This window comes from Nocardioides sp. NPDC101246 (assembly GCF_044767415.1).
Classification (GTDB): domain Bacteria; phylum Actinomycetota; class Actinomycetes; order Propionibacteriales; family Nocardioidaceae; genus Nocardioides.
Genome location: NZ_JBIWNX010000018.1, coordinates 12570 through 36909, shown reverse-complemented (window position 1 = coordinate 36909; position 24340 = coordinate 12570). Strand labels below are relative to the sequence as shown.

Sequence of the window (24340 nt, the reverse complement as noted above, 5' to 3'; positions counted from 1 at the left end):
CTACCCCGGCCGCAGCCGGATCCCGTACTGCTGCACCTTCCGGTAGACGGTGGCGCGCGACATCCCGAGCTCCGCGGCTGCTTCCTGCATGGTGATCCCCGGACGGGTCAGGACGCGGACGATCTCACCTCGTTCGAACGCGTCGATCCGGGACAACGGCCGCCTGGTGTCGGAGAGTACGTCGGCGGGAAGGTGGCGCAGATCGATCTGGTCACCGGCGCTCACGGCCCGCTGGACGACGTGGACGAGCTCGGCGACGTTGCCGGGCCAGCCGTGGTCGTGCAGCGCCCGCTCCGCCGCCGGGGTCAGCGCGACCTCGCGGCCCCGCACCCGCAGGCCCACCTGATGCGCCAGCGGGAGTACGTCCTCGGGCCGCTCCCGCAGCGGCGGCACCTCGACCACGGTGTCGACGAGGTCGGCCAGGGCCGCCGGGATGCCGTCGAAGGTCTCGGCCGTCATCGCGAACGGCACTCCGGCGACCGCGCCGGGCGCCGCCTCGACGAGGAGGGCATGCAGCCGCTCGGCCACCCAGGCAGGAAGCGTGTTCACGTCGCGTACGACCACCGCGGTGTCCTGCTTGGCGAGCTCCGGCGTCCACAGCGACAGCCAGGCCTCGGCGTCGGCCGGCTCCGGGGCGGAGGCCGCCAGGATCCGGTCGCGGGGCCGCAGGTCGCGGAACGCCTGGGCGACCAGGGTCGTCCGACCCACCCCCGGCTCCCCGACCACGGCGACCCGTCGGCCGACCCGGAGCGCGTCGCGCACGCTGCCCAGTGCCTCGCGCCAGGCGGAGGAGAGGTCGCGGAGGCTGCCGGCGCCGGGCTCGAGCCGGGGCGCCTCGACCCGGAACACCTCGCCACGGGGAGCCGGCCGCGGGAACCGGCCATGGGCTCGGGCGAGCATGAGCGAGGCGGTGTTGCTGGCCGCCGACTGGGCCAGGGCGAGCAGCAGGTCGTGGGACGACTCCGACCAGGTGGTCAGGTTGACGCTGCCCTCCAGGCGTCCGCTGATCGGGTCGATCACCGGCGCGGCGGCGCAGGTGTAGCTGCACAGCGAGAGCGAGTAGTGCTCCTCGGCGCGCACCACGGTCGGCGTCCGGTCGGCCAGCGCGAGGCCGAGCCCGTTGGTGCCCGCCGCGCGCTCGGCGTAGCTGAACCCCGGCGCGAGGTGGACGGCGTCGAGGTCCCGGAGGAGCTGCTGGTCGCCGCTGAGCCGGTTGAGCACCAGACCGCCGGGGTCGGTGAGCATCAGGCTGACCGGTTCGCCGACGAGCGTCCGGTGGAGGTCGTCGAGCACCTCCTGGCCGCATTGGAAGAAGAGCGACTCCTGGTCGTAGGCGCCGGAGAAGACCGGGTCGACCTCCTCGACCGAGACCCCGTACTCCTGGCTGCGCTGCCAGGAGGCACGTACGCGCGGCGCCAGCGCCGACGCGTCGACGGCCGCGGTGCGCTGCGCGATGGGGTGGCGGCCGGTCATGTGATCGACGTTACATCCGCCGGGCGACGGCGACGGCCGACGAGCGTCTCAGATTGAGACGGTCGAGGTCTCACATTGAGACGCCGCACCCCTGATCCGTGCGCCCCGGCCGCCCTAGCGTCCTGTGACGGAAGCCACAGATCGGAGAACCCTGATGTACACCAAGGACAACGAGTCGTACTTCATCGTCGACGCCCACGTCGCGCTCTGGGACGCCCGTCCGGAGAACCAGCGCAACATCCACGGCAAGCAGTTCATCGACTGCTTCTACGACTACCACCGCAACCTCTCCCCCGAGTCGGAGCACTGGTCCTACGAGGACTACCTCTACCAGGGCGGCGAGCGCCTGATGCACGACCTGTTCGAGGTCGGCTACGTCGACCACGCGATCTTCCAGCCGGCCCACCTCGGCGAGTTCTACACGAACGGGTTCGGGCAGACCGAGGAGGCCTCACGGCTCGCGGCGAAGCACCCGGACAGGCTGACGTACAACCACCACTTCGATCCCCGCAACGGCGAGGCCGGGCTCGAACAGCTCCACGCCGACGCCGAGCGGTTCGGGCTCCAGGGCGTCAAGCTCTACACCGCCGAGTGGCACGGGGAGTCGCGCGGCTGGAAGCTGACCGACCCGTGGGCGTACCGCTACTTCGAGGCCTGCCGCGAGCTCGGGATCACCAACATCCACATCCACAAGGGCCCGACGATCCGGCCGCTGGACCGCGACGCGTTCGACGTCGCCGACATCGACCACGTCGCCAGCGACTTCACCGACCTCAACTTCATCGTCGAGCACGTCGGCCTGCCACGGCTCGAGGACTTCTGCTGGATCGCCACCCAGGAGCCCAACGTGCACGGCGGACTGGCGGTCGCGATGCCGTTCATCCACACCCGGCCGCGCTACTTCGCGCAGATCCTCGGCGAGCTCGTCTACTGGATCGGCGAGGACCGGATCCAGTTCTCCTCCGACTACGCCATCTGGACACCGAAGTGGCTGATCGAGCGGTTCGTCGACTTCCAGATCCCGGAGGACATGACCGAGTACGCCCCGCTCACCGTCGCGCAGAAGAAGAAGATCCTCGGCCTCAACGCCGCGAAGATGTACGACCTGGAGGTGCCCGCCGAGCTGCGGCTGCCCACGGCGGACGAGACCGCGACAGGCCCCCGTGAGCCCGAGCGGGCCGACCTCGCGGCGGTGTGACATGACCTTGCTGACCTGCGAGAACACCCGCGCCACCGAGGCGTACGCCGCGCTCCACGCCGTCGTCGACCCCGAGCTCGACGAGCCGATCACCGACCTGGGCTTCGTCCGGTCACTGACCGTCTCCGCGACCGTGCCGGTCAGGGTCGAGGTCCACCTGCGACTGCCGACGTCGTTCTGCTCGCCCAACTTCGCCTACCTGATGGCGAGCGACGCCAAGGACGCGCTGACCGCGCTGCCGTGGACCGACCAGGTGGTCGTCGAGCTCGACGACCACCACGACTCCGACCTGATCAACGCCGGGCTGGCGGCCGATGCCGGGTATCTCGGCACCTTCCGCCACGAGGCCGAGTCGTCCCTGGACGAGCTGCGGACCACGTTCCACCGCAAGGCCCACACGGCCGCCCTCGAGCGTTGCCTGACCCGGCTGTTGCGGGGGCGGCCGGACCTGGCCGAGGACGCCGTGGGCGAGGTCCGGCTCGAGGACCTGCCCGACGACGAGTTCACCGCCTCGCTCCGGCGCCGCCGGGCGGTCCTCGGGCTGCCCGACCTCCCGGAGGCGTACGTCCTGGTCGACCACGACGACGCCCGACCCGGCGACATCCCGCTGGCGCTGCGGAGGGCGCGTTCGACCCGGATCTCGATCGACGGGAACGCGCACTTCTGCCGTGGCCTGCTGGCGACGCGCTACGGCGAGGAGGTCACCTCGCCCGCCTTCGTACCCCTGACCGACCTGCACCGAGAAGGAGCATCATCATGAGCACCATGCGAGCCGTCCAGGTGGTCGGCTACCACCAGCCGCTGGCCATGGCCGAGGTCCCGGCCCCCGAGCCGACCGGACCGTTCGACGTCGTGGTCAGGATCGGCGGCGCCGGTGTGTGCCGCACCGACCTGCACATCCTGGAGGGGCAGTGGGCGGAGAAGTCCGGTGTCGCGCTGCCCTACACCATCGGCCACGAGAACGCCGGCTGGGTGCACGCGGTCGGCCCCGCCGTCACCCACGTCGCCGAGGGCGACAAGGTGATCCTGCACCCGCTGATCACCTGCGGCCTGTGTAGGGCCTGCCGCTCGGGCGACGACGTGCACTGCGAGCTCAACCGGTTCCCAGGCATCGACACCGACGGCGGCTACGCGGAGTACCTGAAGACCTCCGCGCGCTCGGTGGTGAAGATCGACGACTCCCTGGAGCCGGCCGACGTGGCCGCCCTGGCCGACGCCGGTCTGACCGCCTACCACGCGGCCGCGAAGGCCGCCCGGCGGCTGACCCCGCGCGACCGGTGCGTGGTGATCGGCGCCGGCGGGCTCGGGCACATCGGCATCCAGGTCCTCAAAGCACTCAGCCCGGCCGAGCTGATCGTCGTCGACCGCAACCCGGACGCGGTGAAGCTCGCCCTCGACATCGGTGCCGACCACGGGGTCGTCGCCGAGGGCACCCAGGTCGACCAGGTCCTGGACCTCACCGACGGCCAGGGCGCCGAGGTCCTCGTCGACTTCGTCGGCGAGGGTGGCGCGACCGCCGAAGGGGTCCGGATGCTCCGCCAGGCGGGCGACTACCACGTCGTCGGCTACGGCGAGAACATCGATGTGCCGACGATCGACATCATCTCGGCCGAGATCAACTTCATCGGCAACCTGGTGGGTTCCTACAACGACCTGTGCGACCTGATGGCGCTCGCCGCCCGCGGGGCCGTCACGCTGCACACGCAGAAGTACGCTCTCGACGACTTCCAGACCGCCATCTCCGACCTCGACGCCGGCCGGGTCCGCGGCCGCGCGATCCTGGTCCCCTGAGGAGGCGACGACATGAAGAAGCTCCTCGGAATCGGCATCTCGGTCGGAGTGCTCGCGGGCATCTGGACCCAGGTGAGCATCGAGCTCGCGCTCATCACCTGGGTCGGTTTCGTCGCCTGGGCCTGCTACTTCGCCGCGGGAGGCGGTCGCCAGGGCTTCCTGAAAGGTCTCGCGGCCAACCTCGCCGGCGCACTGTGGGGGTACGGCGCGAGCCTGGTCCTGACGTACGCCACCTTCACCGGCGCGGTGGCCCTGGTGGTCACGCTCGTCGCGTTCATCCTGTGCCTGCAGGCGGCCGTGGATCTGCTGTCCTTCATCCCTGGTGCCTTCGCCGGGACCGCGGTCATCTTCGGCACCTCGTTCGACCTCGGCGGCACGCTCCTCGCACTGGTGGTCGGGGCCGGGCTCGGGTGGCTCTCGGACATCGCCGGGCGGCGGATCCAGGCCGCGGTCGAACGCCCGTCCCAACCGATCCCCGCGACATCAAGGAGCACCCGATGATCTTCATCGCCGCCCGCTTCCGCATCAAGCCGGAGTACGCCGAGGACTGGCCGGCCATCGCCGGCCCGTTCACCGAGGCCACCCGGGCCGAGCCCGGCAACCTCTGGTTCGACTGGGCCCGCAGCCTCGACGACCCGAACGAGTACTTCCTGCTCGAGGCCTTCGCCGACGACGACGCCGGCGCCGCCCATGTCACCTCGGCCCACTTCAAGCACGCCCAGGCCGACCTCCCGCGCCATCTCGCCGAGACGCCGCGGATCGTCAACACCAATGTCCCCGGACAGGAGTGGTCCGAGCTCGGCGAGCTCGCGGTCACCGGCTGAAGCCCCACAGATCCCGCTCGACCTGGGGTGACTCCAGGTCGAGCGGGATCCGTACGTCATCCGCGCGCTGCGGTGCGCCGCCCCAGGTAGGCGAGGCAGGCGACGGCGAGCGCGACGCCCCACAGCGGCCACAGCATCTCGGGGGCCCACGCCGCCCAGTCCGAGGTGGCCCCGGGGACCGTCCACAGGTCGCCGGCGAACACCATCCGCCAGAAGGACAGCCCGGCGGAGGTGACGGCGCCGGCGACCAGGATCCCGGGAACCAGGGCCATCGCGACCGGGACCTCGCGGCCGCCGACCCCTGGCACCCAGGACCAGAGGACCTCGCCCCATCGGGCGACCAGACCCCAGGTCAGCAGGGCCCCGACGACCGCGAAGAGACCCAGCCCCAGGCCGGCCCAGCGGCCGCTGCCGAGCTCGTCGAGCATCTGCGGCCGGATCCCGAGCGGCACGCCCGCGGCCCAGGCGATCCGGGTGATGGCGTAGAGAAGCGGTACGACGATCGCGACCGTCACCGCAGGGCGCCCCCAGCGCACCCAGCGGCTCCATTCGATCCGGCCGCCCGGTTCAGCCCGCTCGAGCAGGCCGATGCCGACGACCACGGCCGCCAGCCCGCCGGCCGCGTGCGCGAGCGCGATGCCGGAGTCGACGGTGAGACCCCAGTTCAGCTCGCCCGCCGCCGGTCCGGCACCGACCAGCGCGAGCAGCATCTGCGGCAGGTAGCCGAGGAACATCAGCGCGCGTACGTCGGAGACGACCAGCGCGACGACGAGCCCGACCACGACCAGCAGCCGCCCGGCACGGCGCTGCGTGAGGCGCTCCCCGGCGCCGGCGCCCACCATCCCGGCGACGAGCACCAGGAGCGCGGCGAGGGTGGTGATCCAGGACATCTGCGTGCCGCTGAGACCGCCGAGCGGCGAGGCCGCCTCGGGCGCCCACGGGTCGGGTATCCGCCCGAGGAGCGCCAGGCCCGACAGGGCACCGGAGGCGAGCGCCCAGGCGCCGGCCACCCAGGGGGCGGCCCGTCGCACAGCGGAGCGGGGCTGCGTACGTTCCATCGTGGTCGTCATCTCGACAAGCTCGATACATCGCATCGGCCCATCCCCCGAGCGGTCTCCCAGCGCCGGCCGACCGTGCGCAGCAGCGCCGGGTAGACGACGAGGTAGCGGAACGGCTTGATGAACCTCATGTAGACGTCCCCGAACAGCCCGTTCGGCCGCACCAGCACGCTCATCTGCGCGCTGTAGCCGTCGGGAGCGGTCGCGTCCTCGACCCAGGCGAGGTGGAGGACACCGTGCATCGTGCGGTTGGCGATCTCCGCGGCGTACTCCCGATCCGTCAGGTAGAGCGGCTGGAACGGGCTGGTGTCGCGCTCGGGTGCGGGGTGGTCCCGGAGGTTGTCGGGCAGCCGGTCGCGAAGCGAGGCGACGCGTCGGCCCAGGCCGTGCTCGTCCTCGTCGGTGCCGAGCATCCGGCCGAGCGCCCAGCGGACCGCGAATAGGAAGCGGTACGCCGCCGGGAAGTCGCGGTCGTCGCCGGACATCAACGCCTCGACGAAGCGTGGGAAGTCGTCGGCGCCGCCCTGGACGGGCAAGGCCCAGACGTCCTCGAGGTCGAAGTCCTCGGTGATCTCGTGGATCCGCCAGGGCCTGCCGGAGTAGACGCCCGACGGGAGCGGTCTGTTTCTGATGGGTGTCTGTGTGGTCATGCCTCCACACTGGTCCGCGCCCGGCGGCGGTTCGTCGCCCTCAGGTCGCGGGCTTCTCAGCCTCTGGGATGAGACTCAGCTCCGGGGACCCACTAGCCCGGTCTCGTACGCCAGCACGACCGCCTGCACCCGGTCGCGCAGGCCGAGCTTGGCGAGCACGTGGCCGACATGCGTCTTCACCGTCGCCTCGGAGAGGTGCACGCGGCGGGCGATCTCGGCGTTGCTGTCACCGGTGGCGAGCTCGAGCAGCATGTCGAGCTCGCGGGGCGTGAGGGTGGCCCGGATGTCGGCGGCCCGACCGTTGTCGGGCGCCGGTGCGGTCGCTACGTGCTCCAGCAGCCGTCGCGTGGTCGACGGCGCAACCACCGCGTGACCTGCGTGAACGGTGCGGATCGCTTCGACGATCTCCTCGGCCCGGGCGTCCTTGAGGAGGAAGCCGCTGGCACCGGCCCGGATCGCCGGGAACGCGTAGTCGTCGAGGTCGAACGTGGTCAGCGCGACCACCCGTGTCGCCGGCAGCTCGCCCGTGATCGCGGCCGTCGCCTGGATCCCGTCGAGGCGGGGCATCCGCAGGTCCATGAGGACGACGTCGACCCGCTTCGTACGCACCAGGGCGAGCGCCTCGTGACCGTCGGCCGCCTCCCCGGCGAGCTCGAGGTCGGGCTGGCTCTCCACCATCATCCTGAGCGCCGAGCGCATCAGCTCCTGGTCGTCGACGATCGCGACGCGGATCGGGATCTCGCTCATAGCGGCATCATGGCGCGCACGCGCCAGCCCTCGCCGCTCGGCCCGGCCTCGAGAGTGCCGCCCACCGCGGTCACCCGTTCGCGCATCCCGCTGAGGCCGCGGCCGGGCGGACGCTGGATCCCGACGCCGTCGTCGCTGACCTCGACCGTCAGCCGGCGTCCGGCACGGGTCACCGACACCGTCGCGACAGCACCTGACCCTGCGTGGCGGGTGACGTTGGTGAGCGCCTCCTGGACGACCCGGTAGGCGGTCAGCCCGACGGCCGGCGCGACCTGTCCGGGCTCGTCCACCTCCAGCCGCACCGTCAGCCCTGCCGCGCGCATCCGCTCGACGAGGTCGCCGACGTCGGCCAGCCCCGGCTGCGGCTCGGTCGAGGCGATGTATCGAGCTTGTCGAGATGACTCGCCGCCGAGTACGCCGAGCAGCCCGCGCATCTCCATGAGGGCCTCGCGGCCGGTGGTCGCGATGGTGTCGAGGATGCCCGAGGCCCGCTCCGGCTGCTGCCCGACGACCATCCGGCCGGCCTCGGCATGGCTGACCACGACCGCGAGCGAGTGCGCGACCACGTCGTGCATCTCGCGGGCGATGCGCTGGCGCTCCTCGGCGGCGGCCCGGTCGGCGAGCTGGTCGATCCAGGCGGCCCGGGTCGCCCGGAACCTGCCGAGAGCCCACGCCGCCACCGTGGCCGCCACGGTGGCGGTGGCCACCATCAGCCACCACGTCCACCCCTGCAGGCCGGTGCCGTCGAACCCTGACAGGCGTACGACGGTCACCAGGCACCCCACCAGCCCGATCCCGAGCGCGATCCCCGGCCAGGGCCGCCGGTCCTGCGCGCTCACCGCGTAGAGCAGCACGAAGAAGCACAGGCTGCTCGGCAGCAGCACCGGCCCGTACTCGCTCCCCGCGGCCGCTGCCGTCGGCCCGCCCAGGTCCGGAGCGGCGACCAGCACCAGCTCGGCCAGTGCCCCGACGGCGTACGACGGCAGCGGCCAGCGCCGGGCGGTGGCCACCGCGGCGTGAAGAGCCGCCAGCGCCACCAGGAGCGCGATCTCCCACGCCGTGCTGACCTCACCGTCGACCACCGAGGTCCACCCGACCGGCAGCAGAACCAGCGCGAGCCCCCCGGCCAACGCCACCTGTCCGACGTCCCCGAGCCAGCGGGGTCCGGGAGCGGCTGCCACGGTCATGCGCTCACCCTAGTGCCGCCCGGGAACGCCCGCAGGCCCGCTCCGATCGGAGCGGGCCTGCGGGCCGTCCCGGCTCAGCCGGGTGTCGACGAAGCGTCACATGCTGCGCGGACCGGTGGCGTCGTCGCGCTCCTTCTCGGTCATGCTGCGCGACTTCAGCAGGCTCAGGATGGTGGTGATGGCCAGGATGCCGACGATCACGCTGAGGGAGACCTCGATGGAGACCTCCGGGGCCCACTCGACGTGCTCGCCACCGTTGATGAAGGGCAGCTCGTTCTCGTGGAGAGCGTGGAAGACGAGCTTGAGGCCGATGAACCCGAGCAGGATCGCCAGGCCGTAGGACAGGTAGACCAGCCGCTCCAGCAGGCCACCGATGAGGAAGTAGAGCTGGCGCAGACCCATCAGCGCGAAGATGTTGGCGGTCAGGACCAGGTAGGCCTCGTTGGTCAGACCGTAGATCGCCGGGATCGAGTCGAGCGCGAACAGCAGGTCGGTGGTGCCGAGGGCGCAGACGACCACGAACATCGGGGTCGCGACCCGCTTGCCGTTCTCGCGGATGAACATCTTCGCGCTGGTCCACTGCGAGGTCAGCGGGATGCGGCGCTCGAGGAACTTCACCACGGCGGGCTCCTCGTACTCGTCCTCGTCCTCGCCACCCTCCATGGCCAGCTTGACCGCGGTGTAGATCAGGAACGCACCGAACAGGTAGAAGACCCAGCTGAAGTTCTCGATCGCCGCCGCACCCACCGCGATGAAGACGCCGCGGAAGATGAGCGCGAGGATGATGCCGATCAGCAGCGCCTTCTGCTGGTACTGCCTCGGCACCGCGAACTTCGACATGATGATGATGAAGATGAACAAGTTGTCGACCGAGAGCGAGTATTCGGTCACCCAGCCCGCGAAGAACTGCGTGCCGAACTCATGGCCCGCGAACACGTAGACCCCGATGCCGAACAGGATCGCCAGGCCGATGTAGACACTCAGCGCGACGATCAGCTCCCGACGCGAAGGCTCGTGCGGTCGTCGGCCGATGACGAGCACATCGAAGAGCAGCACGGCACTGGCGATGCCGATGGTCAACCACCAGATGAGCGGGGAGACGTCCACGAAGGGACTCCTTAGATCGTGAGGCAGAGCGGTTCTTTGGGAAGATTAGGCGACCGAGGTCCAAGCCTCGAAGTCGTAGCAGGCCAACCCAGGTTGTATGACAAGCGCTTAACTAGTCTAACAAGCAGCGCTCCCGACCCCTCCAGATGATCTCAGCCGCGGACAAACGGATGAGTCGGCGATCACACCGTGGATGACTGGACCTCAACTGGACTTGATGTTTTAGCGTCACTGCCAACAGAGAGAGGAGGGGGTGTGAGCGACACACTCACCGACCAGTTCAAGGCCGGCTTCCGTCGATACCCCACCGGCGTGGCCATCGTCGCCGCCTCGACCGAGACGGGACCCGTCGGCGCGACCGTGTCGAGCGTGGCCTCGGTCAGCGCGAACCCACCGATGCTGTCGTTCTCGGTCTCCCGGTCCGGCCGTTCCGGGCCGGCACTCACCGGCAGCGACCGCCTCGCGGTGCACATCCTGACCGAGTCCCAGGCCGATGTGGCCGCAGCTTTCGCCGACCGCAGCGCGCCCCGATTCACGCTCGCCCAGGGCTGGACGCTCGCACCCGGGGAGCCGCCGGTCCTGAACGACGCCGCGGCCAGCTTCACCGGGCGCGTGGCCCGCGTCATCCCCGCCGGCGAGGCGTGGCTGGTGCTGCTCGAGATCGACGTGGTCGACCTCGGCGAGTCGGCCGACCCGCTCCTGCACCACGACCGGCACTACTGGTCGCTCGGCCCGTCCGTCAGCACCCTCCCACTCGACCGCATCCTGCCCGAGAAGGCTTCCTGACCGTCGACCTCGACGGTCTCTCCACCACATCACGAGAGGCACCACCATGCGTCTGTTCGCTCCCACCATCGAGGTCTCGGCCCACTGCGACCTGCCCTGCGGCGTCTACGACCCCGCCCAGGCCCGCATCGAGGCCGAGTCCGTCAAGGCCGTCATCGCCAAGGCCCTGGACAGCGACGACCCCGACTTCCGCACCCGCGCCATCGTGATCAAGGAGCAGCGCTCCAACCTGGTCAAGGAACACCTCTGGGTGCTGTGGACCGACTACTTCAAGCCCCCGCACTTCGAGGCCTACCCCCAGCTCCACACCCTCGTCAACGAGGCCACCAAGCTCGCCGGCGCCGCCGGCACCAAGGGCACCCTCGACCTCGAGACCGCCGACAAGCTCCTCGCCAAGATCGACGAGATCGCCGAGATCTTCTGGGCCACCAAGAAGGCCTGAGGACAAGAAGGCCTGAGCTTTCTCGAAGCTCACCAGTGAAGCCAGGTTCCGGCGAGCAGCCGGGACCTGGCTTTCGCCATGCTCCACCCCCCGAGGGCATAGACGTATGACAAGTACGTCACTAGTGTGACAAGTGCCACAGTCCCCCTCGCGGTGGTCCCGGCCGCCGCGGAAGCCTTCGAGGAGCATGCATGCGTCACATTCGAAAGCGCGCGACACCCCTCCTGCTCGTCCTCGGTCTGGTCGGCTCGTTGACCGCGACCACCCCCGCCCTCGCAGACCAGAAGAAGGGCCAGGTCGTACGCGGCCCGGATGCTGCCGCGATCGCGAAGATCGTCGACCGCATCGAGGAGCCCTCCATCCCCGACCGCGACTACCAGATCACCGACTTCGGCGCCGTCGGAGACGGCACGACCGACGCGCTGCCGGCGATCAGGGCGGCGATCGCGAAGGCGTCCGCCGACGGCGGCGGCCGCGTCGTACTCCCCGAAGGAACGTGGCTCTCCGAAGGTCCCGTGCACCTGGCGAGCAACATCGACCTGCACGTCTCCGACGGGGCCACCCTGCTGTTCGGCACCGACACGGACGACTACCTGCCGGTGGTGCGTACGCGCTGGGAAGGCACCGAGCTGGACGGCTACTCACCGCTGATCTACGGCAACGACGTGCACGACGTCGCAATCACCGGTTCGGGCACCATCGACGGCAACGAGGACTCCGAGTTCCACTCCTGGAAGGAACAGGAGAAGCCGGATCAGCTGCGACTGCGCCAGATGGGCTTCGACGGCGTACCCGTCGAGGAGCGCGTCTTCGGGAAGGGTACGTTCCTGCGACCGAGCGCCGTCCAGTTCTTCCACGCCGAGCGAGTGCTGCTGGAGGACTACCGGGTCACCAACTCACCGTTCTGGATCAACCACCTCGTCTACACCGACCAGGCGACGGTGCGCGGGCTCGACGTCGACAGCCACCGGGCCAACAACGACGGGATCGACGTCGACTCCAGCACCGACGTACTGATCGAGGAGAACCGCTTCCGGACCGGCGACGACTCCGTGGTCGTGAAGTCGGGACGCGACCTCGACGGACGCACCATCGCCCGGCCCAGCGAGAACGTCGTGATCCGCCGCAACGACATGGGCGGCGAGGACGGCATCGCCCTGGGCAGCGAGATGTCCGGTGGCATCAAGGGCGTCTACTTCACCGACAACGTGCTGCGCGACGGCGCCTCGGCGATCCGGTTCAAGGGCAACCTCGACCGCGGCGGCACGGTCGAGCACATCCGGGTGAGCGACATGGAGATCGGCAGCTTCGAGAACTTCATCTGGTTCCAGCTCGACTACCCCGGCGAGCTGGGCGGCAACTACCCACCGGTCTACCGCGACATCGTCTTCTCCGACATCACCGTCGCCTCCGCCACGACCGGGCTCGAGATCCACGGTCCGGCCGACGCCCCCTTGAGCGATGTCACCCTGCGTGACGTCACCGTCGAGCAGGTCGAGACACCGATGGTCCTGGAGAACGTCGAGGAACTGCGCTTCGACGACGTCCGGTTCGGCGACCAGTACGTCGACGGAGAGCTCGACTGGCTCTCCTGATCCGATCCCGCACCCCGCCCGCCGCGCACCTCCTGCGAGGATCGCGGCGGGCGTGGTCATCGGGTCGAGTCCGTACCCATCTTCTCGGAAGGAAGAACATGAACACAGTCCGACAGGTCAGCGCCTTCGTGGGGCGATGGTTCGCCCTGATCGTCCTGGTCGCCGGCGCCATCGCCCTGGCCACGCCCAGCACCTTCGACGGGTGGGCCGCCCAGGTGCCACTGCTCCTCCAGATCATCATGCTCGGGATGGGCATGACGCTGCGGCCTGCCGACTTCGCGATCATCGGCCGGCGACCGTGGGCTCTGCTGCTGGGAGTCGCCACCCAGTTCACCGTGATGCCGCTGCTCGGCTCGGGCATCGCGAACGCACTCAGCCTCTCCGCGGTGCTCACCGCGGGCATGATCCTGGTCGGCTGCGCCCCCGGCGGCACCGCCTCCAACGTCATGGTGTTCCTTGCCCGTGGCGACACCGCGCTGTCGGTGGCGATGACCTCCGTGTCGACGCTGCTCGCTCCCGTACTGACACCCCTTCTCGTCCTCCTCCTGATCGGGGAGGACCTGCCCGTCTCCGCGAGCGACCTGTTCGTCTCGATCGTGGAGATCGTGCTCGTCCCGGTCCTGCTCGGTCTGGTGCTCCGGCTGCTGCTGCCGCGCCTCATCGAGAAGGTCATCGATGTGCTTCCGCTGATCTCCGTCGCCGGCATCACCGGAGTCGTGCTCGCCGTCGTGGCCGGCAGCGCCGACACGCTGCTCTCCGTCGGCCTCCTGGTCGTCCTCGCCGTGGTCCTGCACAACGTCGCCGGCCTGGCCCTGGGGTACGCCGTCGGGCGGGTCTGCGGCATGCCGGTCTCGAGCCGGCGCGCCATCAGCATCGAGGTGGGCATGCAGAACTCGGGGCTGGCCGCCGCGCTCGCCACCGTCCACTTCTCACCTGCTGCGGCGCTGCCTGCCGCGATCTTCTCCGTATGGCACAACGTGTCCGGCTCGATCCTGGCGAGCTATTGGTCGCGGCGGCCGATCCGAGGCGACGAGGTCACTTCGCAGACGGAGGCCGCACCAGCCGATCGTCGGGGATGACCGCGACACCGAGGATCTCGATCATCGCCTCGGGCTGCCACAGCGCGGTGGTACCGATCCCCGCCATCGCCGGGTAGACCTGGCCGGCCAGCTCGCGCCAGACCGCACCGATCTCCTTGCCGTGCGCCTGGTAGTCCGGGATGTCGGTCAGGAAGATCGTGATCGACACCAGGTCCTCGGGGATGCCGCCGACCTCCCGCAGCGTGGTCAGGACGTTGCCGAACGCCTGCCGGAACTGCTCGACGATTCCCCCGGGGACGATCTGCATGTTCTCGTCCAGGGCGGTCTGCCCGCCGAGATGGAGGGTGTTGCCGCTGAGCGTGCCGTGCGAGTAGCCGCGCGGCGCGGGCAGTGCCGCGGGGTTGACGGCTACGGGCGTGAGGTCCGTGTTCATGATTCGACCGTAGGGCATCTATTGACATTCCTACAACGTTCGTGCAGAAAATGAAACACATCCTGAATCGAACGGACAGGACCTCACATGGACCCCACCTCCGACACCTCTGGTCTCGTCGTCCCGGTCGTGACCCGCGCCGGCTTCGAGCCCGACCTGACCGAGCAGAGCGAGGGCGCGACCCGGATCAGCGGCGTCAGCATCCAGCACACCCCCGCGACCAAGCTGTGGTTCGGCAAGGTGCACAACCTCGCCGGCTACCGCTCCGTCCCCCATCACCACGGCGAGGCCGAGACCGGCGGTTACGTGCTGTCGGGTCGGGCCCGGATCTACTTCGGCGAGAAGTTCGAGGACTACCTCGACATGTCCGAGGGCGACTGGGTCTTCGTGCCGCCGTTCCTGCCGCACGTCGAGTGCAACCTCGACCGCAACCACCCGCTGACCTGGTTGACCACCCGCACCCCCGAGAACATCGTCATCAACCTTCCTCAGGTCGACGACGCCGACCTACGCGACTGGGCCGACCGGCCATGACCGCCGATTCTCAGACGTTCACCGACGCCGTCACGCTCAAGGAGTGCGAGCCGGAGGTCTTCGACCTCGCCTTCACCGCCACCACCCAGCCGTGCCCGTGGCCGAAGGCGTACGGCGGCGACATGGTCGCGCAGGCGCTCGTCGCCGCGTCCCGGACCGTCACCGACGGCAAGGCGATGCACTCGATGCACTCCTACTTCATGCGCCCCGTCGACATCGGCGCCGAGGTCCGCTACGAGGTCGAGGTGCTGCGCGACGGCCGCGGCTACAGCACCCGCCAGGTCCGCGGCTTCCAGAACGGCAAGCCCGTGTACGTGTGCATGGCGAGCTTCGCCGCCGGCGAGCCGAGCGGCAGCTTCCAGGTGACGATGCCGGCCGACGTACCCGGTCCCGAGACGGTGCCGACGTCCGCGGCCTATCTCGCCGACCGCACCGGCGGGACGATGACCGAGACCTCCAAGGCGTACTGGTCCGACGGGCGCAGCTTCGACATGCGACATGTGCCGGGTCCGGTCTATCTGACCGTCGAGGGCGAGCGGTCGCCGCACCAGGCCATCTGGGTCAAGCCGTACGACACCCTCCGACCGGTCGAGGGCCTGACCGACCAGCAGCGCGACACCGCCGCGCTCGCCTACGTCTGCGACTACACGATCCTCGAGCCGGCCCTGCGGGTGCTCGGCCTGGCCTGGGCCGACGAAGGGCTCGTGACCGCGAGCCTCGATCATGCGATGTGGTTCCACCGGCCGGTCCAGATGGACGACTGGCTGCTCTACGCGCAGGAGGCGGTCTCGGTCGAGGACGGCCGCGGCACCGGGATCGGCCGGTTCTTCACCACCGACGGCGTGCACGTCGCGACCGTCGTCCAGGAGGGCATGATCCGCGCGGCAGGGGCGTCGTCATGACCGGGCTCGCCCCGTCGGGCCACCAGGACACGTTCGCCCGCGACCACCTGCCGCCGGCGGAGCAGTGGCCGACGCTGGAGTTCACCACGCCGCTGCTCGACTACCCCGAGCGCCTCAACGCGGCGACCGCGCTGATCGACGCGACCGTCGCGGCCCACGGTCCGGACCGCCCTGCCCTGCGCACCCCCGACGGCACGGCGTGGACCTACGGTGAGCTGCTCACCCGGGCCAACCAGATCGCCCACGTACTGGTCGACGACCTCGGTCTGGTCGGCGGCAACCGGGTGCTGCTGCGCTCCCCGAACAACCCGTGGACCGTGGCGGCCTGGCTGGGTGTGCTGAAGGCCGGCGGGATCGTGGTGACCACCATGGCCGCGCTGCGGGCGACCGAGCTCGGGCCGATCGTCGAGAGGACCCGGCCCACGGTCGCGCTCGTGGACCACCGGTTCGTAGAGGACGTCCACGCGGTCCGGGACGCCGTCGCGCCCGACCTGACCGTGGTCGCCTACGGCGGCGACGCCGAGGACGACCTGACCCGCCGGATCCTGGCCAAGCCCGCCGACTTCACCGCGGTCGACACCGCGGCCGACGACGTCGCGCTCTTCGGACCGACCTCGGGGACGACCGGCGTCCCGAAGATCACCACCCACTTCCACCGCGACATCCTCTCGATCGACAACACCTTCGGCCGGGCGACGCTGCGGCTGGAGCCGAGCGACGTCGTGGCGTGCACCGCGCCGTTCGCGTTCACCTTCGGGCTCGGCATGCTGGTCGTCTTCACGCTGCGGGCCGGGGCCTGTGCCCTGCTCACCGAGGCCGCCTCGCCGGTCCAGCTCGCCGACCTGATCGCGGAGCACGGCGTCACCGTGCTCGCGACCGCGCCGACGGCGTACAAGCAGATCCTCAAGTCCGGTGCGATCGAGCAGCTCAAGGGGCTGCGCGTCGCCGTCACCGCGGGCGAGCACATGCCCCAGGTGACCTGGGAGGAGCTCGAGCGTGAGCTGGAGCTGCGGGTCATCGACGGCATCGGTGCCACCGAGATGCTGCACATCTTCATCTCCGCGGCCGGCGACGAGATCCGGCCGGGGGCGACCGGCAAGCCTGTGCCCGGCTACCGCGCCACCATCCTGGACGCCGACGGCAACGAGGTCGGACCGGGCGTCGAGGGGCGGCTCGCCGTGATCGGCCCGGTCGGCTGCCGCTACCTGGACGACGGGCGCCAGCGCGGCTACATCGTGAACGGCTGGAACGTCACCGGCGACACCTTCGTCCGCGACGAGGACGGCTACTACTGGTACCGCTCGCGCACCGACAACATGATCGTCTCCTCGGGCTACAACATCGCCGGCCCCGAGGTGGAGGAGGCGCTGGGCACGCACCCGGACGTGGTCGAGGCGGGCGTCGTCGGCGGACCCGATGCGGATCGGGGCGCCATCGTCTGCGCCTTCGTGGTGCTCCGCGAGGGCGTCGACGGCGACGCCGCGAAGGCCGAGGAGATCCAGCAGTACGTCAAGGGGCGGCTGGCTCCCTACAAGTACCCGCGCCACGTCCGGTTCGTCGCGTCCCTCCCTCGCAACACCAGCGGCAAGCTGCAGCACTTCAAGCTGCGCCAGATGATCGCGTCGGAGAGCGGGACATGAGGGCTGAGTCATGAGGATCGGGATCGTCGGGGGCGGACCCGGTGGGCTCTACTTCGCCACGCTGATGAAGACCCTCGACGCTGGCCACGAGATCACGCTCTGGGAGCGCAACGCCCCCGACGACACGTTCGGCTTCGGAGTGGTCTTCTCCGACGAGACCCTCGGCAGCATCGAGGGTGCCGACCCGGTCGTGCACGACCGGATGGAGGAGCTGTTCGCCCGCTGGACCGACATCGACGTCGGTCTCACCGACCGGCAGGGCGCGCGCCACTCGTTCACCGTCGGCGGCCAGGGCTTCGCCGCGATGTCTCGCAAGGACCTGCTCCAGATCCTCCAGGAGCGGGTCGCCGAGCTCGGGGTCACCGTCCACTTCCGGACCGAGGCCCCGGACCCCGACGAGCTGCGCGCCTCCTACGACCTGGTGTTGGCCGCGGACGGGGTGAACTCGGCCGTCCGGACCAAGTACGCCGACCGGTTCGGCCCCAGCCTGGACCGCCGCAGGAACAAGTACATCTGGTTCGGCACCGACCTGGTCTTCGAGGCGTTCCAGTTCTTCGTCAAGCAGACGGAGTGGGGCACGATGCAGATCCACGGCTACCCCTTCTCCGAGCGCGGCTCGACGTTCATCGTCGAGATGCGCGAGGAGGTCTGGCGCCGCGCCGGCCTGGACCGCGACGAGGACGCCGTCGAGCGGATCGGCGAGATCTTCGCCGACGAGCTCCGCGGGCACGCGATCCTGACCAACAACTCCCGGTGGATCAGCTTCCAGACCGTACGCAACGAGCACTGGTACGACGGCGACGTCGTGCTCCTCGGCGACGCGGCCCACACCGCTCACTTCTCGATCGGCTCCGGCACCAAGCTGGCCATGGAGGACGCCCTCGCCCTCGCCGCCTGCCTGCACGAGCACCCCTCCCTCGACGAGGCGCTCGAGGCGTACCAGACCGAACGGAAGCCGGTGGTGGAGTCGACCCAGCGGGCCGCGCAGGCCTCGCTGGAGTGGTTCGAGGACATCGACATGTACGCCGACCAGGACCCTGCCCAGTTCGTCTTCAACCTGCTCACCCGCTCACGCCGGATCACCTTCGAGAACCTGAAGGAGCGCGACGCCGACTTCGCGCACCGGATGGAGGCGGAGTTCGCCCGCCACCAGGGGAGCGCCGAGGTGGCACCGGCGATGTTCCAGCCGGTCCGGATCGGCGAGCTGGAGCTGAAGAACCGGGTCGTGCTCTCGCCGATGGACATGTACTCCGCGACCGACGGCGTCCCCGACGAGTTCCACCTGGTCCACCTCGGCTCGAAGGCACTCGGCGGCGCCGGGCTGGTGATGACCGAGATGACCTGCGTCTCCCCCGAGGCCCGGATCACCCTCGGCTGTCCGGGCATCTGGACCGACGCGCAGCGCGACGCGTGGCGAGCCGTGACCGGCTTCGTGCACCGCCACTCCACCGCCAGGATCGGGATGCAGCTGGGCCACTCGGGCCGCAAGGGCTCCACGAAGCTGATGTGGGACGGCATGGACGAGCCGCTCGACCACGAGAACTGGGAGGTCATCGGCCCCTCCCCGCTGCCGTACGGCGACGGCTGTCATGTCCCGCGCGAGGCGACCCGCGCCGACCTGGACAAGGTGGTCGCGGACTTCGTCTCGGCGGCGCGGCGCGCCGTCGACGCCGGCTTCGACCTGATCGAGGTCCACGCCGCGCACGGCTACCTGCTCAGCTCGTTTCTCTCCCCGATCGCCAACCACCGCGACGACGCCTATGGCGGACCCTTGGCCAACCGGCTCCGCCTCCCCCTGGAGGTCTTCGACGCGGTCCGCGCGACCGTGCCGGCCCATATTCCGGTGACCGTCCGGATCTCCGCGACCGACTGGATGCCCGACGGCAACACCGACGAGGACGCGGTCGAGATCGCCCGCGCCTTCGTCGAGCACGGAGCAGCCGCCATCGACGTCTCGTCGGGCCAGGTGAGCAAGGACGAGAAGCCCGCCTTCGGGCGCTCCTACCAGACCCCGTTCGCCGACAAGATCCGTCACCGGGTCGCCGAGCCCGCGGGAGCGAAGGTGATCGCCGTGGGCGCCATCTCCTCGTACGACGACGTCAACTCGATCCTGCTCGCGGGCCGTGCCGACCTCTGTGCGCTCGGCCGCACCCACCTGTTCGATCCCAGCTGGACGCTGCATGCCGCTGCCGAGCAGGACTACCACGGCGACGGCGCCGACTGGCCGCTCCCGTGGGCCGCCGGGCAGCGCAAGCCGCCGACGTCGCGCAGCGACAAGATCCCGCCTCGGCTGCAGCTGCTCAGGACCGGGGAGACCGAGCAGGTCCACGTGCGGTGGACCCGCGGGACCCCGGCGGAGCATCCGGCAGAATGCCCCAGGTGACTACGGCGGAGGCTGCACCGGCAAGCCAGCAGAACCGACGATCGCGCACCACCGTGGTGACGTTCCTCGGCGCGGTCGTGCGCCCGCTCGGAGACTGGATGCCGATCGCCGGCGCGATCGACCTGCTCGCGCAGGTCGGGCTCGACGCCCCCTCCGTACGCACCGCCGTCCACCGCCTCAAGCGGAACGGCTGGCTCGACTCCGAGACCCGCGCCGGCACCCGCGGCTACGCGCTGACCTCGACCGCGCGCAGCACGCTCGCCGCCGGCGACGAGGTGATCTGGCACGCTCGTACGCCCGCGGACCTCGCCGACGGCTGGTGCATCGTGAACTTCGGCGTACCCGAGTCGATGCGGGCCAAGCGACACCAGCTGCGTGCCCACCTCTCCCACCTCGGCTTCGGCAACGTCGGAACCGCGCTGTGGATCGCGCCCGCGCGGATGCGCGACGCGGCCGAGCGGGCGGTCACCGAGCTCGGGCTCGAGTCCTACGCCGCGATCTTCGTCGGCGGCTACCACGGCACCCAGGACCTCACCGAGCTCCTCTACAGCAGCTGGGACCTCGAGGCGATCGACCAGAGCTACCGTGACTTCATCGCCACCCACAACGCTCTCGCCGCCCGGCTGGAGAAGGCCACCCCGTCGGGCCAGGACGCCTTCGTGACCTACCTCGACGTCGTCGGCCGGTGGCGCAAGCTCCCCTTCCGTGACCCTGGCCTGCCCCACGACGTCCTCGCCCCGGACTGGAGCGCTCCCGCCGCCGTGGCGCTGTTCGAGCGCCTGGTGGACGTGCTCGAGAAGCCCGCCCTCGCGCATGCGAGCGCCCACTGGCCGTCGGCCTGACGAACCCGCACCATCGATGCCCGGGATCCGGACCTAGGACGTCGTGTCAGGGCATGTCAGAGGAGTCCGAGACCGGTGGCGTGGCGGCGTACCGCATCGCTGTCGGCAGCGAGCACGAGCGGCACCTCGTCGCCCATGGTGCTCCACACGCTCTCGACCCTGCCGTCGTGAGGATCGAGCCGCACCTCGCGGATGTAGACCGCGAGGATCCGGCCGGGATGTCGGCGGACGGTGTCGGCGTACGTCGCCGGATCATGCTCACCGGAGTCGCCCAGGAGGACGAACTGCAGGCCGGGGTGGAGGGCGAGGACCTCGTCGATGCGCCCGGTCTTGGACTCCCGGCCATCGGCGTTGCCGAGCAGGTCGCGCAGCAGCAGCGGCCCGCGGGGGAAGTCGCGGTGGCGCACGAAGGCATCCAGGAACGCGTACAGGTTCCACGGGCTGGAGGAGATGTAGAACACCGGGTTCGCACGGGCGGCAAGGTCGCGGTAGAGCTCGGGCGCGCCCGGGAACGGCGTGCGCGTGAGCGCCGAGCCGGTGAGGGTCTGTCGCACCATGCGTCCGATGCGCTGCACCCCGGTCTCGAGGATCGTGTCGTCGATGTCGGAGATCACGCCGAACTGCGCGTCAGCGGCAGGCACACGGACCTCCACCGTGGCGCGGTGGGCGCCGGTCACGCCGCGGAACTCGCCGGCCAGCTCGACGGTGCCGAGGGTCCACGGGGACTCCAGCGATTCCGGGTTCGGCCGCAGCCGTGCCACGAAGTAGCCCTCGTCGTCGGTGACCACGTCCGCCGTGGCGTCGCCCACGGTGACCCGCAGCGGCACTCCCGGCAGCTCGTCGGTCAGGAAATGGCGGACCGTCCGACGTACGGCGGCCCCCACCCGCTCGCCCTCCTCCGCGACCGACGGCGGCGGATCGTCGACGACCCGGCCGCGTACGACGATCCCCTCGACACCGCCGTGCCCGCCGTAGCACTTGATCCGAAAGTCGGCCGGCACCCGCGAGCCCGCCCGGCGGCGTCTCGCCGCGTCCCACGCGCGCTCCACTCCGCGAACCCATTGACCTGCCGACATGGGCCACAGCCTAAGGTCCGGCCCCGTCCGGACAGCTCGGGGATCCGGAGAGAGTCGTCGGCGAGCTCAGCGCGCGTCGCGCGCACCCTGGCGACGGGCGCCCTGCGCACGAGAGGAAGCGTCCCGTTTGAGGCCTCCCGTTGTCCGGGTCGCCTTACGCCGAGTGCTGGGCACCGGCGTGCCACCGTCGTTCACGGGAGCCGTCCGAGCTGGTCCTGCGCTGGTGGCGGCCCGCGCCTCGGCGAGGCGTTCGGCCCGCAGCTCCTGCGAGGCCTTCCTCGCCGCAGCGCCGACCTGTCGGCTGACCTGGGCCAGCACGGACTCGAAGACCTCCGCCTTGGCCCTGGCGCGCTGGTTGCGGTCGTAGGCCTTTCCGCGCCCTCCGGCAGCCTCCACCTCGGCGCTGGCACCGCGACGATAGACCTTCAGGTGCTTGGTGCGCTCGCGTCTCACCCGCTCATGGAGCTCGAGCAGCTGGTCCTCGTCCAGCTCGCGCAGAGCAGCAGGGTCCGCCTCACGGACGAGTGCTGCTTCCTTCTCGGTCAGTGAGTTCAGCAAGGCCTTGTTCACAGGACCCTCCGGTGTGTTGGCCGGCGACTGCGCCGCCCCCGGTTGAAGCACACGGCGCACGCCCATGCTACTCCCGGCGCAGCGCACCCGGGCTGTGTCGACGACGCCGTCGCGCATCGCGATCAGGTGGTGGCGTACCAGGCCGCGTAGTTGAGGTCGGCGAGGACGACGTCAGGACTCGAACGACCTGATCCGGGTCACATCACGGCGCTGACGAGGACCGCCGCGGCCGAGATGACGAGTGTCGCGATGACGAGCGGTCGCAGCTGCGCCGGGGACACCCGGCGGAAGAGCGCGTCGCCCAGCCGCCATCCGACCGGCAGCCCGGCCACGCCGCCGAGGGAGAGCAGGAGGACCTCCGAGTCGATGTGACCGAGGACGAGGAAGGCAGCGACCGCGACGAGATCCTGACCGGCGAACACCGCCTGCAGGGTCGCCCGGTAGCGCCGCGGCTCCCGGTCGACGAGCGCCATCACCAGGGGTGGGCCGTTCATCCCGGTGGACGTCAGCAGTACGCCGCTCACGATGCCGGCGACCGGCATGCCACGGCGGCCGATCTGCGGCCTGATCGCCATCAGCAGTACCAGGACCAGCATCACCACGGCGATACCGGCCGAGAGCCGGCGCTCGTCGGCGACCGCCAACAGCACCAACCCGACCGGCATCCCCACGATCCCGGTCAGGGTCAGCAGCAGGCCGTCGCGGCGGTCCACATGGGCGCGCTCACGCAGCGCGACAGCCGTGGTGAGGATCCAGCTGACGATCGTCGCCACGACGACAGCGCGGGCAGGGTCAGTCACGAGGAGCAGGCCGGGCACGGCCGCCAGGACGGACCCGAAACCGGTCACCGCCTGCACGAGCGCGGCGATGACGAACACCAGCAACGCGATCCCGATGAGGGGGAGCAGCTCGGCCGACATCGGTTCTGCTCAGCCGGCGCGCGGCGCATGCCGCGGCCACGGCGCGACCCGCTCGAGCTGGCCGGCCAGGGACAGCAGCAGCGGCTCGCCACCGAGGTCGGTGAAGAAGTGTGCGCCGAGAGGCAGGCCGTCGGGATCGACCCCGGCGGGCACCGACATCGCTGCGCCCCCGGTCACGTTCACCAGGCTGGTGAACCCTGCCACCCCTGGGGCGACGGCGTACATCACCTCTGGCCTGGAGGTGTCGAGGACAGGACCTCGCGACTTCGTCACCAGGTGACCTCATGGCACTGCGGGCTCATCTCGGTCTCGGTCTGCAGCGTGGCGTGCTCGATGCGGTGCCGGCTGGCCAGAAGTTGCTGAGCCTGGGTGCGTACGGCCTGCCCGTCGGCCTCGACCGCGAGCACCAGATGGGCGGTCGCGACGTTCATGCCGGAGGTGAGGGCCCAGATGTGGAGGTCGTGTACGTCACTCACCCCCGGAACGGCCTCGAGGTCGGCGACGACGTTCTCGAGGGTCAGACCTTCGGGGACCTCCTGGCCGAGGACCGCCAAGACCTGACGACCGAGGACAACCGCGCGCACCGCGACGAACAGGCCGATGGCGACCGCGACGACGGCATCCCAGAGCGGGAGTCCGGTCGTGGCGACCAGGATGCCCGCCACGATGACGCCGACGCTTCCGGCGGCGTCGGCGATGACCTCGTTGTAGGCGCCCTTGACGTTGAGCGATTCGGCGGAGCCCTCGCGCAGCAGGAGCATGGAGATCACGTTGACCGCGAGCCCGATCACGCCGACGACGAGCATCGGCCCGGTGGCGACCTCGACCTCCTCGCCGATCCGGCCCAGCGCCTCGACCACCACGTACGCCGCGACGCCGAGCATGATCAGGACGGTCAGCCCGGAGGCGAAGACCTCGGCCCGGTAGGAGCCGTAGGTGCGCCGGCCCGTGGTGTCCTTCCTGGTGGCGATCCGGGTCGCGACGAGCGCGGCGCCGAGAGCGACGACGTCGGCCGCCATGTGGCCGGCGTCCGAGACCAGTGCGAGCGAGCCCGACAGGAGCCCGAAGACGAGCTCGACGACCATGAAGGCGGCAACCAGGAAGAAGGTCGCCATGAGTCGGCTCCGATACCGGCCGCCGAC

At 70.3% G+C, this 24340-nt stretch carries 26 protein-coding genes; 14 read left to right on the top strand and 12 right to left on the bottom strand.

What is annotated here, in order from left to right; genetic code table 11:
- Entirely contained in the window at positions 1-1473 is a 1473-nt protein-coding gene (locus tag ACIRON_RS26395; RefSeq protein WP_402997068.1) for a GAF domain-containing protein, read from the bottom strand.
- A gap of 154 nt (positions 1474-1627) precedes the next feature.
- Between ACIRON_RS26395 and ACIRON_RS26390 the strand changes: the two genes are divergently transcribed.
- The 5 genes from ACIRON_RS26390 to ACIRON_RS26370 are packed head-to-tail and all read left to right on the top strand — an operon-like array spanning position 1628 to position 5286.
- On the top strand, positions 1628-2671 hold the full coding sequence (locus ACIRON_RS26390; protein ID WP_402997065.1) for an amidohydrolase family protein: 1044 nt from the start codon (positions 1628-1630) through the stop codon (positions 2669-2671).
- 1 nt (position 2672) lies between these two features.
- Positions 2673-3431, top strand: a complete 759-nt coding sequence (locus ACIRON_RS26385; RefSeq protein ID WP_402997063.1) for an iron-sulfur cluster assembly protein — start codon at positions 2673-2675, stop codon at positions 3429-3431.
- Positions 3428-4462: an NAD(P)-dependent alcohol dehydrogenase gene (locus ACIRON_RS26380; RefSeq protein ID WP_402997060.1), complete on the top strand. Its 1035-nt coding sequence runs from the start codon at positions 3428-3430 to the stop codon at positions 4460-4462. The genes ACIRON_RS26385 and ACIRON_RS26380 overlap by 4 nt, the downstream gene beginning before the upstream one ends.
- A 12-nt stretch (positions 4463-4474) precedes the next feature.
- Entirely contained in the window at positions 4475-4963 is a 489-nt protein-coding gene (locus ACIRON_RS26375; RefSeq protein ID WP_402997058.1) for a DUF1097 domain-containing protein, read from the top strand.
- The gene (locus ACIRON_RS26370) at positions 4960-5286 is read left to right on the top strand and encodes a putative quinol monooxygenase (RefSeq protein WP_402997055.1); all 327 of its coding nucleotides are present in this window, start codon (positions 4960-4962) and stop codon (positions 5284-5286) included. Before ACIRON_RS26375 ends, ACIRON_RS26370 begins: the two co-directional genes overlap by 4 nt.
- 56 nt (positions 5287-5342) lie before the next feature.
- On the opposite strand, the gene ACIRON_RS26365 is transcribed toward ACIRON_RS26370, so the two are convergent.
- The 5 genes from ACIRON_RS26365 to ACIRON_RS26345 all read right to left on the bottom strand — a co-directional run bounded on the left by ACIRON_RS26365 (position 5343) and on the right by ACIRON_RS26345 (position 10035).
- Positions 5343-6356 carry a hypothetical protein gene (locus ACIRON_RS26365; protein WP_402997053.1) on the bottom strand — a complete coding sequence of 338 codons (1014 nt, stop codon included), beginning with the start codon at positions 6354-6356 and terminating at the stop codon, positions 5343-5345.
- Entirely contained in the window at positions 6353-6994 is a 642-nt protein-coding gene (locus tag ACIRON_RS26360; protein WP_402997050.1) for a DUF2867 domain-containing protein, read from the bottom strand. The genes ACIRON_RS26365 and ACIRON_RS26360 overlap by 4 nt, the downstream gene beginning before the upstream one ends.
- Positions 6995-7069: 75 nt before the next feature.
- The gene (locus tag ACIRON_RS26355; protein WP_402997048.1) at positions 7070-7741 is read right to left on the bottom strand and encodes a response regulator; all 672 of its coding nucleotides are present in this window, start codon (positions 7739-7741) and stop codon (positions 7070-7072) included.
- Positions 7738-8928 (bottom strand): sensor histidine kinase, encoded by a 1191-nt coding sequence (locus ACIRON_RS26350; protein ID WP_402997046.1) that lies wholly within the window; start codon positions 8926-8928, stop codon positions 7738-7740. Before ACIRON_RS26350 ends, ACIRON_RS26355 begins: the two co-directional genes overlap by 4 nt.
- Positions 8929-9024: 96 nt before the next feature.
- On the bottom strand, positions 9025-10035 hold the full coding sequence (locus ACIRON_RS26345) for a TerC/Alx family metal homeostasis membrane protein (RefSeq protein WP_402997043.1): 1011 nt from the start codon (positions 10033-10035) through the stop codon (positions 9025-9027).
- A gap of 255 nt (positions 10036-10290) precedes the next feature.
- On the opposite strand from ACIRON_RS26345, the gene ACIRON_RS26340 reads away from it, so the two are divergent.
- The 4 genes from ACIRON_RS26340 to ACIRON_RS26325 all read left to right on the top strand — a co-directional run bounded on the left by ACIRON_RS26340 (position 10291) and on the right by ACIRON_RS26325 (position 13937).
- The gene (locus tag ACIRON_RS26340; RefSeq protein ID WP_402997041.1) at positions 10291-10821 is read left to right on the top strand and encodes a flavin reductase family protein; all 531 of its coding nucleotides are present in this window, start codon (positions 10291-10293) and stop codon (positions 10819-10821) included.
- Between the two features lie 46 nt (positions 10822-10867).
- Positions 10868-11263 (top strand): superoxide dismutase, Ni, encoded by a 396-nt coding sequence (gene sodN, locus ACIRON_RS26335; RefSeq protein WP_402997038.1) that lies wholly within the window; start codon positions 10868-10870, stop codon positions 11261-11263.
- A gap of 191 nt (positions 11264-11454) precedes the next feature.
- Complete coding sequence (locus tag ACIRON_RS26330) at positions 11455-12858, top strand: glycoside hydrolase family 28 protein (protein WP_402997035.1); 1404 nt, start codon at positions 11455-11457, stop codon at positions 12856-12858.
- A 98-nt stretch (positions 12859-12956) separates the two neighbouring features.
- Complete coding sequence (locus ACIRON_RS26325) at positions 12957-13937, top strand: bile acid:sodium symporter family protein (RefSeq protein ID WP_402997032.1); 981 nt, start codon at positions 12957-12959, stop codon at positions 13935-13937.
- Here the strand turns inward: ACIRON_RS26325 and ACIRON_RS26320 are convergent.
- Positions 13894-14331, bottom strand: a complete 438-nt coding sequence (locus ACIRON_RS26320) for a RidA family protein (RefSeq protein WP_402997030.1) — start codon at positions 14329-14331, stop codon at positions 13894-13896. The genes ACIRON_RS26325 and ACIRON_RS26320 overlap by 44 nt on opposite strands.
- Before the next feature lie 87 nt (positions 14332-14418).
- Here ACIRON_RS26320 and ACIRON_RS26315 point away from each other — a divergent pair, with 87 nt between their 5' ends.
- The 5 genes from ACIRON_RS26315 to ACIRON_RS26295 are packed head-to-tail and all read left to right on the top strand — an operon-like array spanning position 14419 to position 20632.
- Complete coding sequence (locus ACIRON_RS26315; RefSeq protein ID WP_402997028.1) at positions 14419-14865, top strand: cupin domain-containing protein; 447 nt, start codon at positions 14419-14421, stop codon at positions 14863-14865.
- Positions 14862-15767 carry an acyl-CoA thioesterase gene (locus ACIRON_RS26310; RefSeq protein ID WP_402997025.1) on the top strand — a complete coding sequence of 302 codons (906 nt, stop codon included), beginning with the start codon at positions 14862-14864 and terminating at the stop codon, positions 15765-15767. The genes ACIRON_RS26315 and ACIRON_RS26310 overlap by 4 nt, the downstream gene beginning before the upstream one ends.
- On the top strand, positions 15764-17407 hold the full coding sequence (locus ACIRON_RS26305; RefSeq protein ID WP_402997022.1) for an AMP-binding protein: 1644 nt from the start codon (positions 15764-15766) through the stop codon (positions 17405-17407). The genes ACIRON_RS26310 and ACIRON_RS26305 overlap by 4 nt, the downstream gene beginning before the upstream one ends.
- Positions 17408-17417: 10 nt before the next feature.
- Positions 17418-19790, top strand: a complete 2373-nt coding sequence (locus ACIRON_RS26300; protein WP_402997019.1) for a bifunctional salicylyl-CoA 5-hydroxylase/oxidoreductase — start codon at positions 17418-17420, stop codon at positions 19788-19790.
- Positions 19787-20632, top strand: coding sequence for a PaaX family transcriptional regulator C-terminal domain-containing protein (locus ACIRON_RS26295; RefSeq protein ID WP_402997016.1), 846 nt, complete (start codon positions 19787-19789; stop codon positions 20630-20632). The genes ACIRON_RS26300 and ACIRON_RS26295 overlap by 4 nt, the downstream gene beginning before the upstream one ends.
- A 56-nt stretch (positions 20633-20688) precedes the next feature.
- Here the strand turns inward: ACIRON_RS26295 and ACIRON_RS26290 are convergent, their stop codons facing one another.
- The 5 genes from ACIRON_RS26290 to ACIRON_RS26270 all read right to left on the bottom strand — a co-directional run bounded on the left by ACIRON_RS26290 (position 20689) and on the right by ACIRON_RS26270 (position 24313).
- Positions 20689-21708: an App1 family protein gene (locus tag ACIRON_RS26290; protein WP_402997013.1), complete on the bottom strand. Its 1020-nt coding sequence runs from the start codon at positions 21706-21708 to the stop codon at positions 20689-20691.
- 66 nt (positions 21709-21774) lie between these two features.
- Positions 21775-22278: a hypothetical protein gene (locus ACIRON_RS26285; RefSeq protein ID WP_402997011.1), complete on the bottom strand. Its 504-nt coding sequence runs from the start codon at positions 22276-22278 to the stop codon at positions 21775-21777.
- Positions 22279-22475: 197 nt separating this feature from the next.
- Entirely contained in the window at positions 22476-23198 is a 723-nt protein-coding gene (locus tag ACIRON_RS26280) for a sulfite exporter TauE/SafE family protein (RefSeq protein WP_402997008.1), read from the bottom strand.
- 9 nt (positions 23199-23207) lie between these two features.
- Positions 23208-23471, bottom strand: a complete 264-nt coding sequence (locus ACIRON_RS26275) for a hypothetical protein (protein WP_402997006.1) — start codon at positions 23469-23471, stop codon at positions 23208-23210.
- Positions 23468-24313 carry a cation diffusion facilitator family transporter gene (locus tag ACIRON_RS26270; protein WP_402997003.1) on the bottom strand — a complete coding sequence of 282 codons (846 nt, stop codon included), beginning with the start codon at positions 24311-24313 and terminating at the stop codon, positions 23468-23470. Before ACIRON_RS26270 ends, ACIRON_RS26275 begins: the two co-directional genes overlap by 4 nt.
- Positions 24314-24340 lie beyond the last annotated feature (27 nt).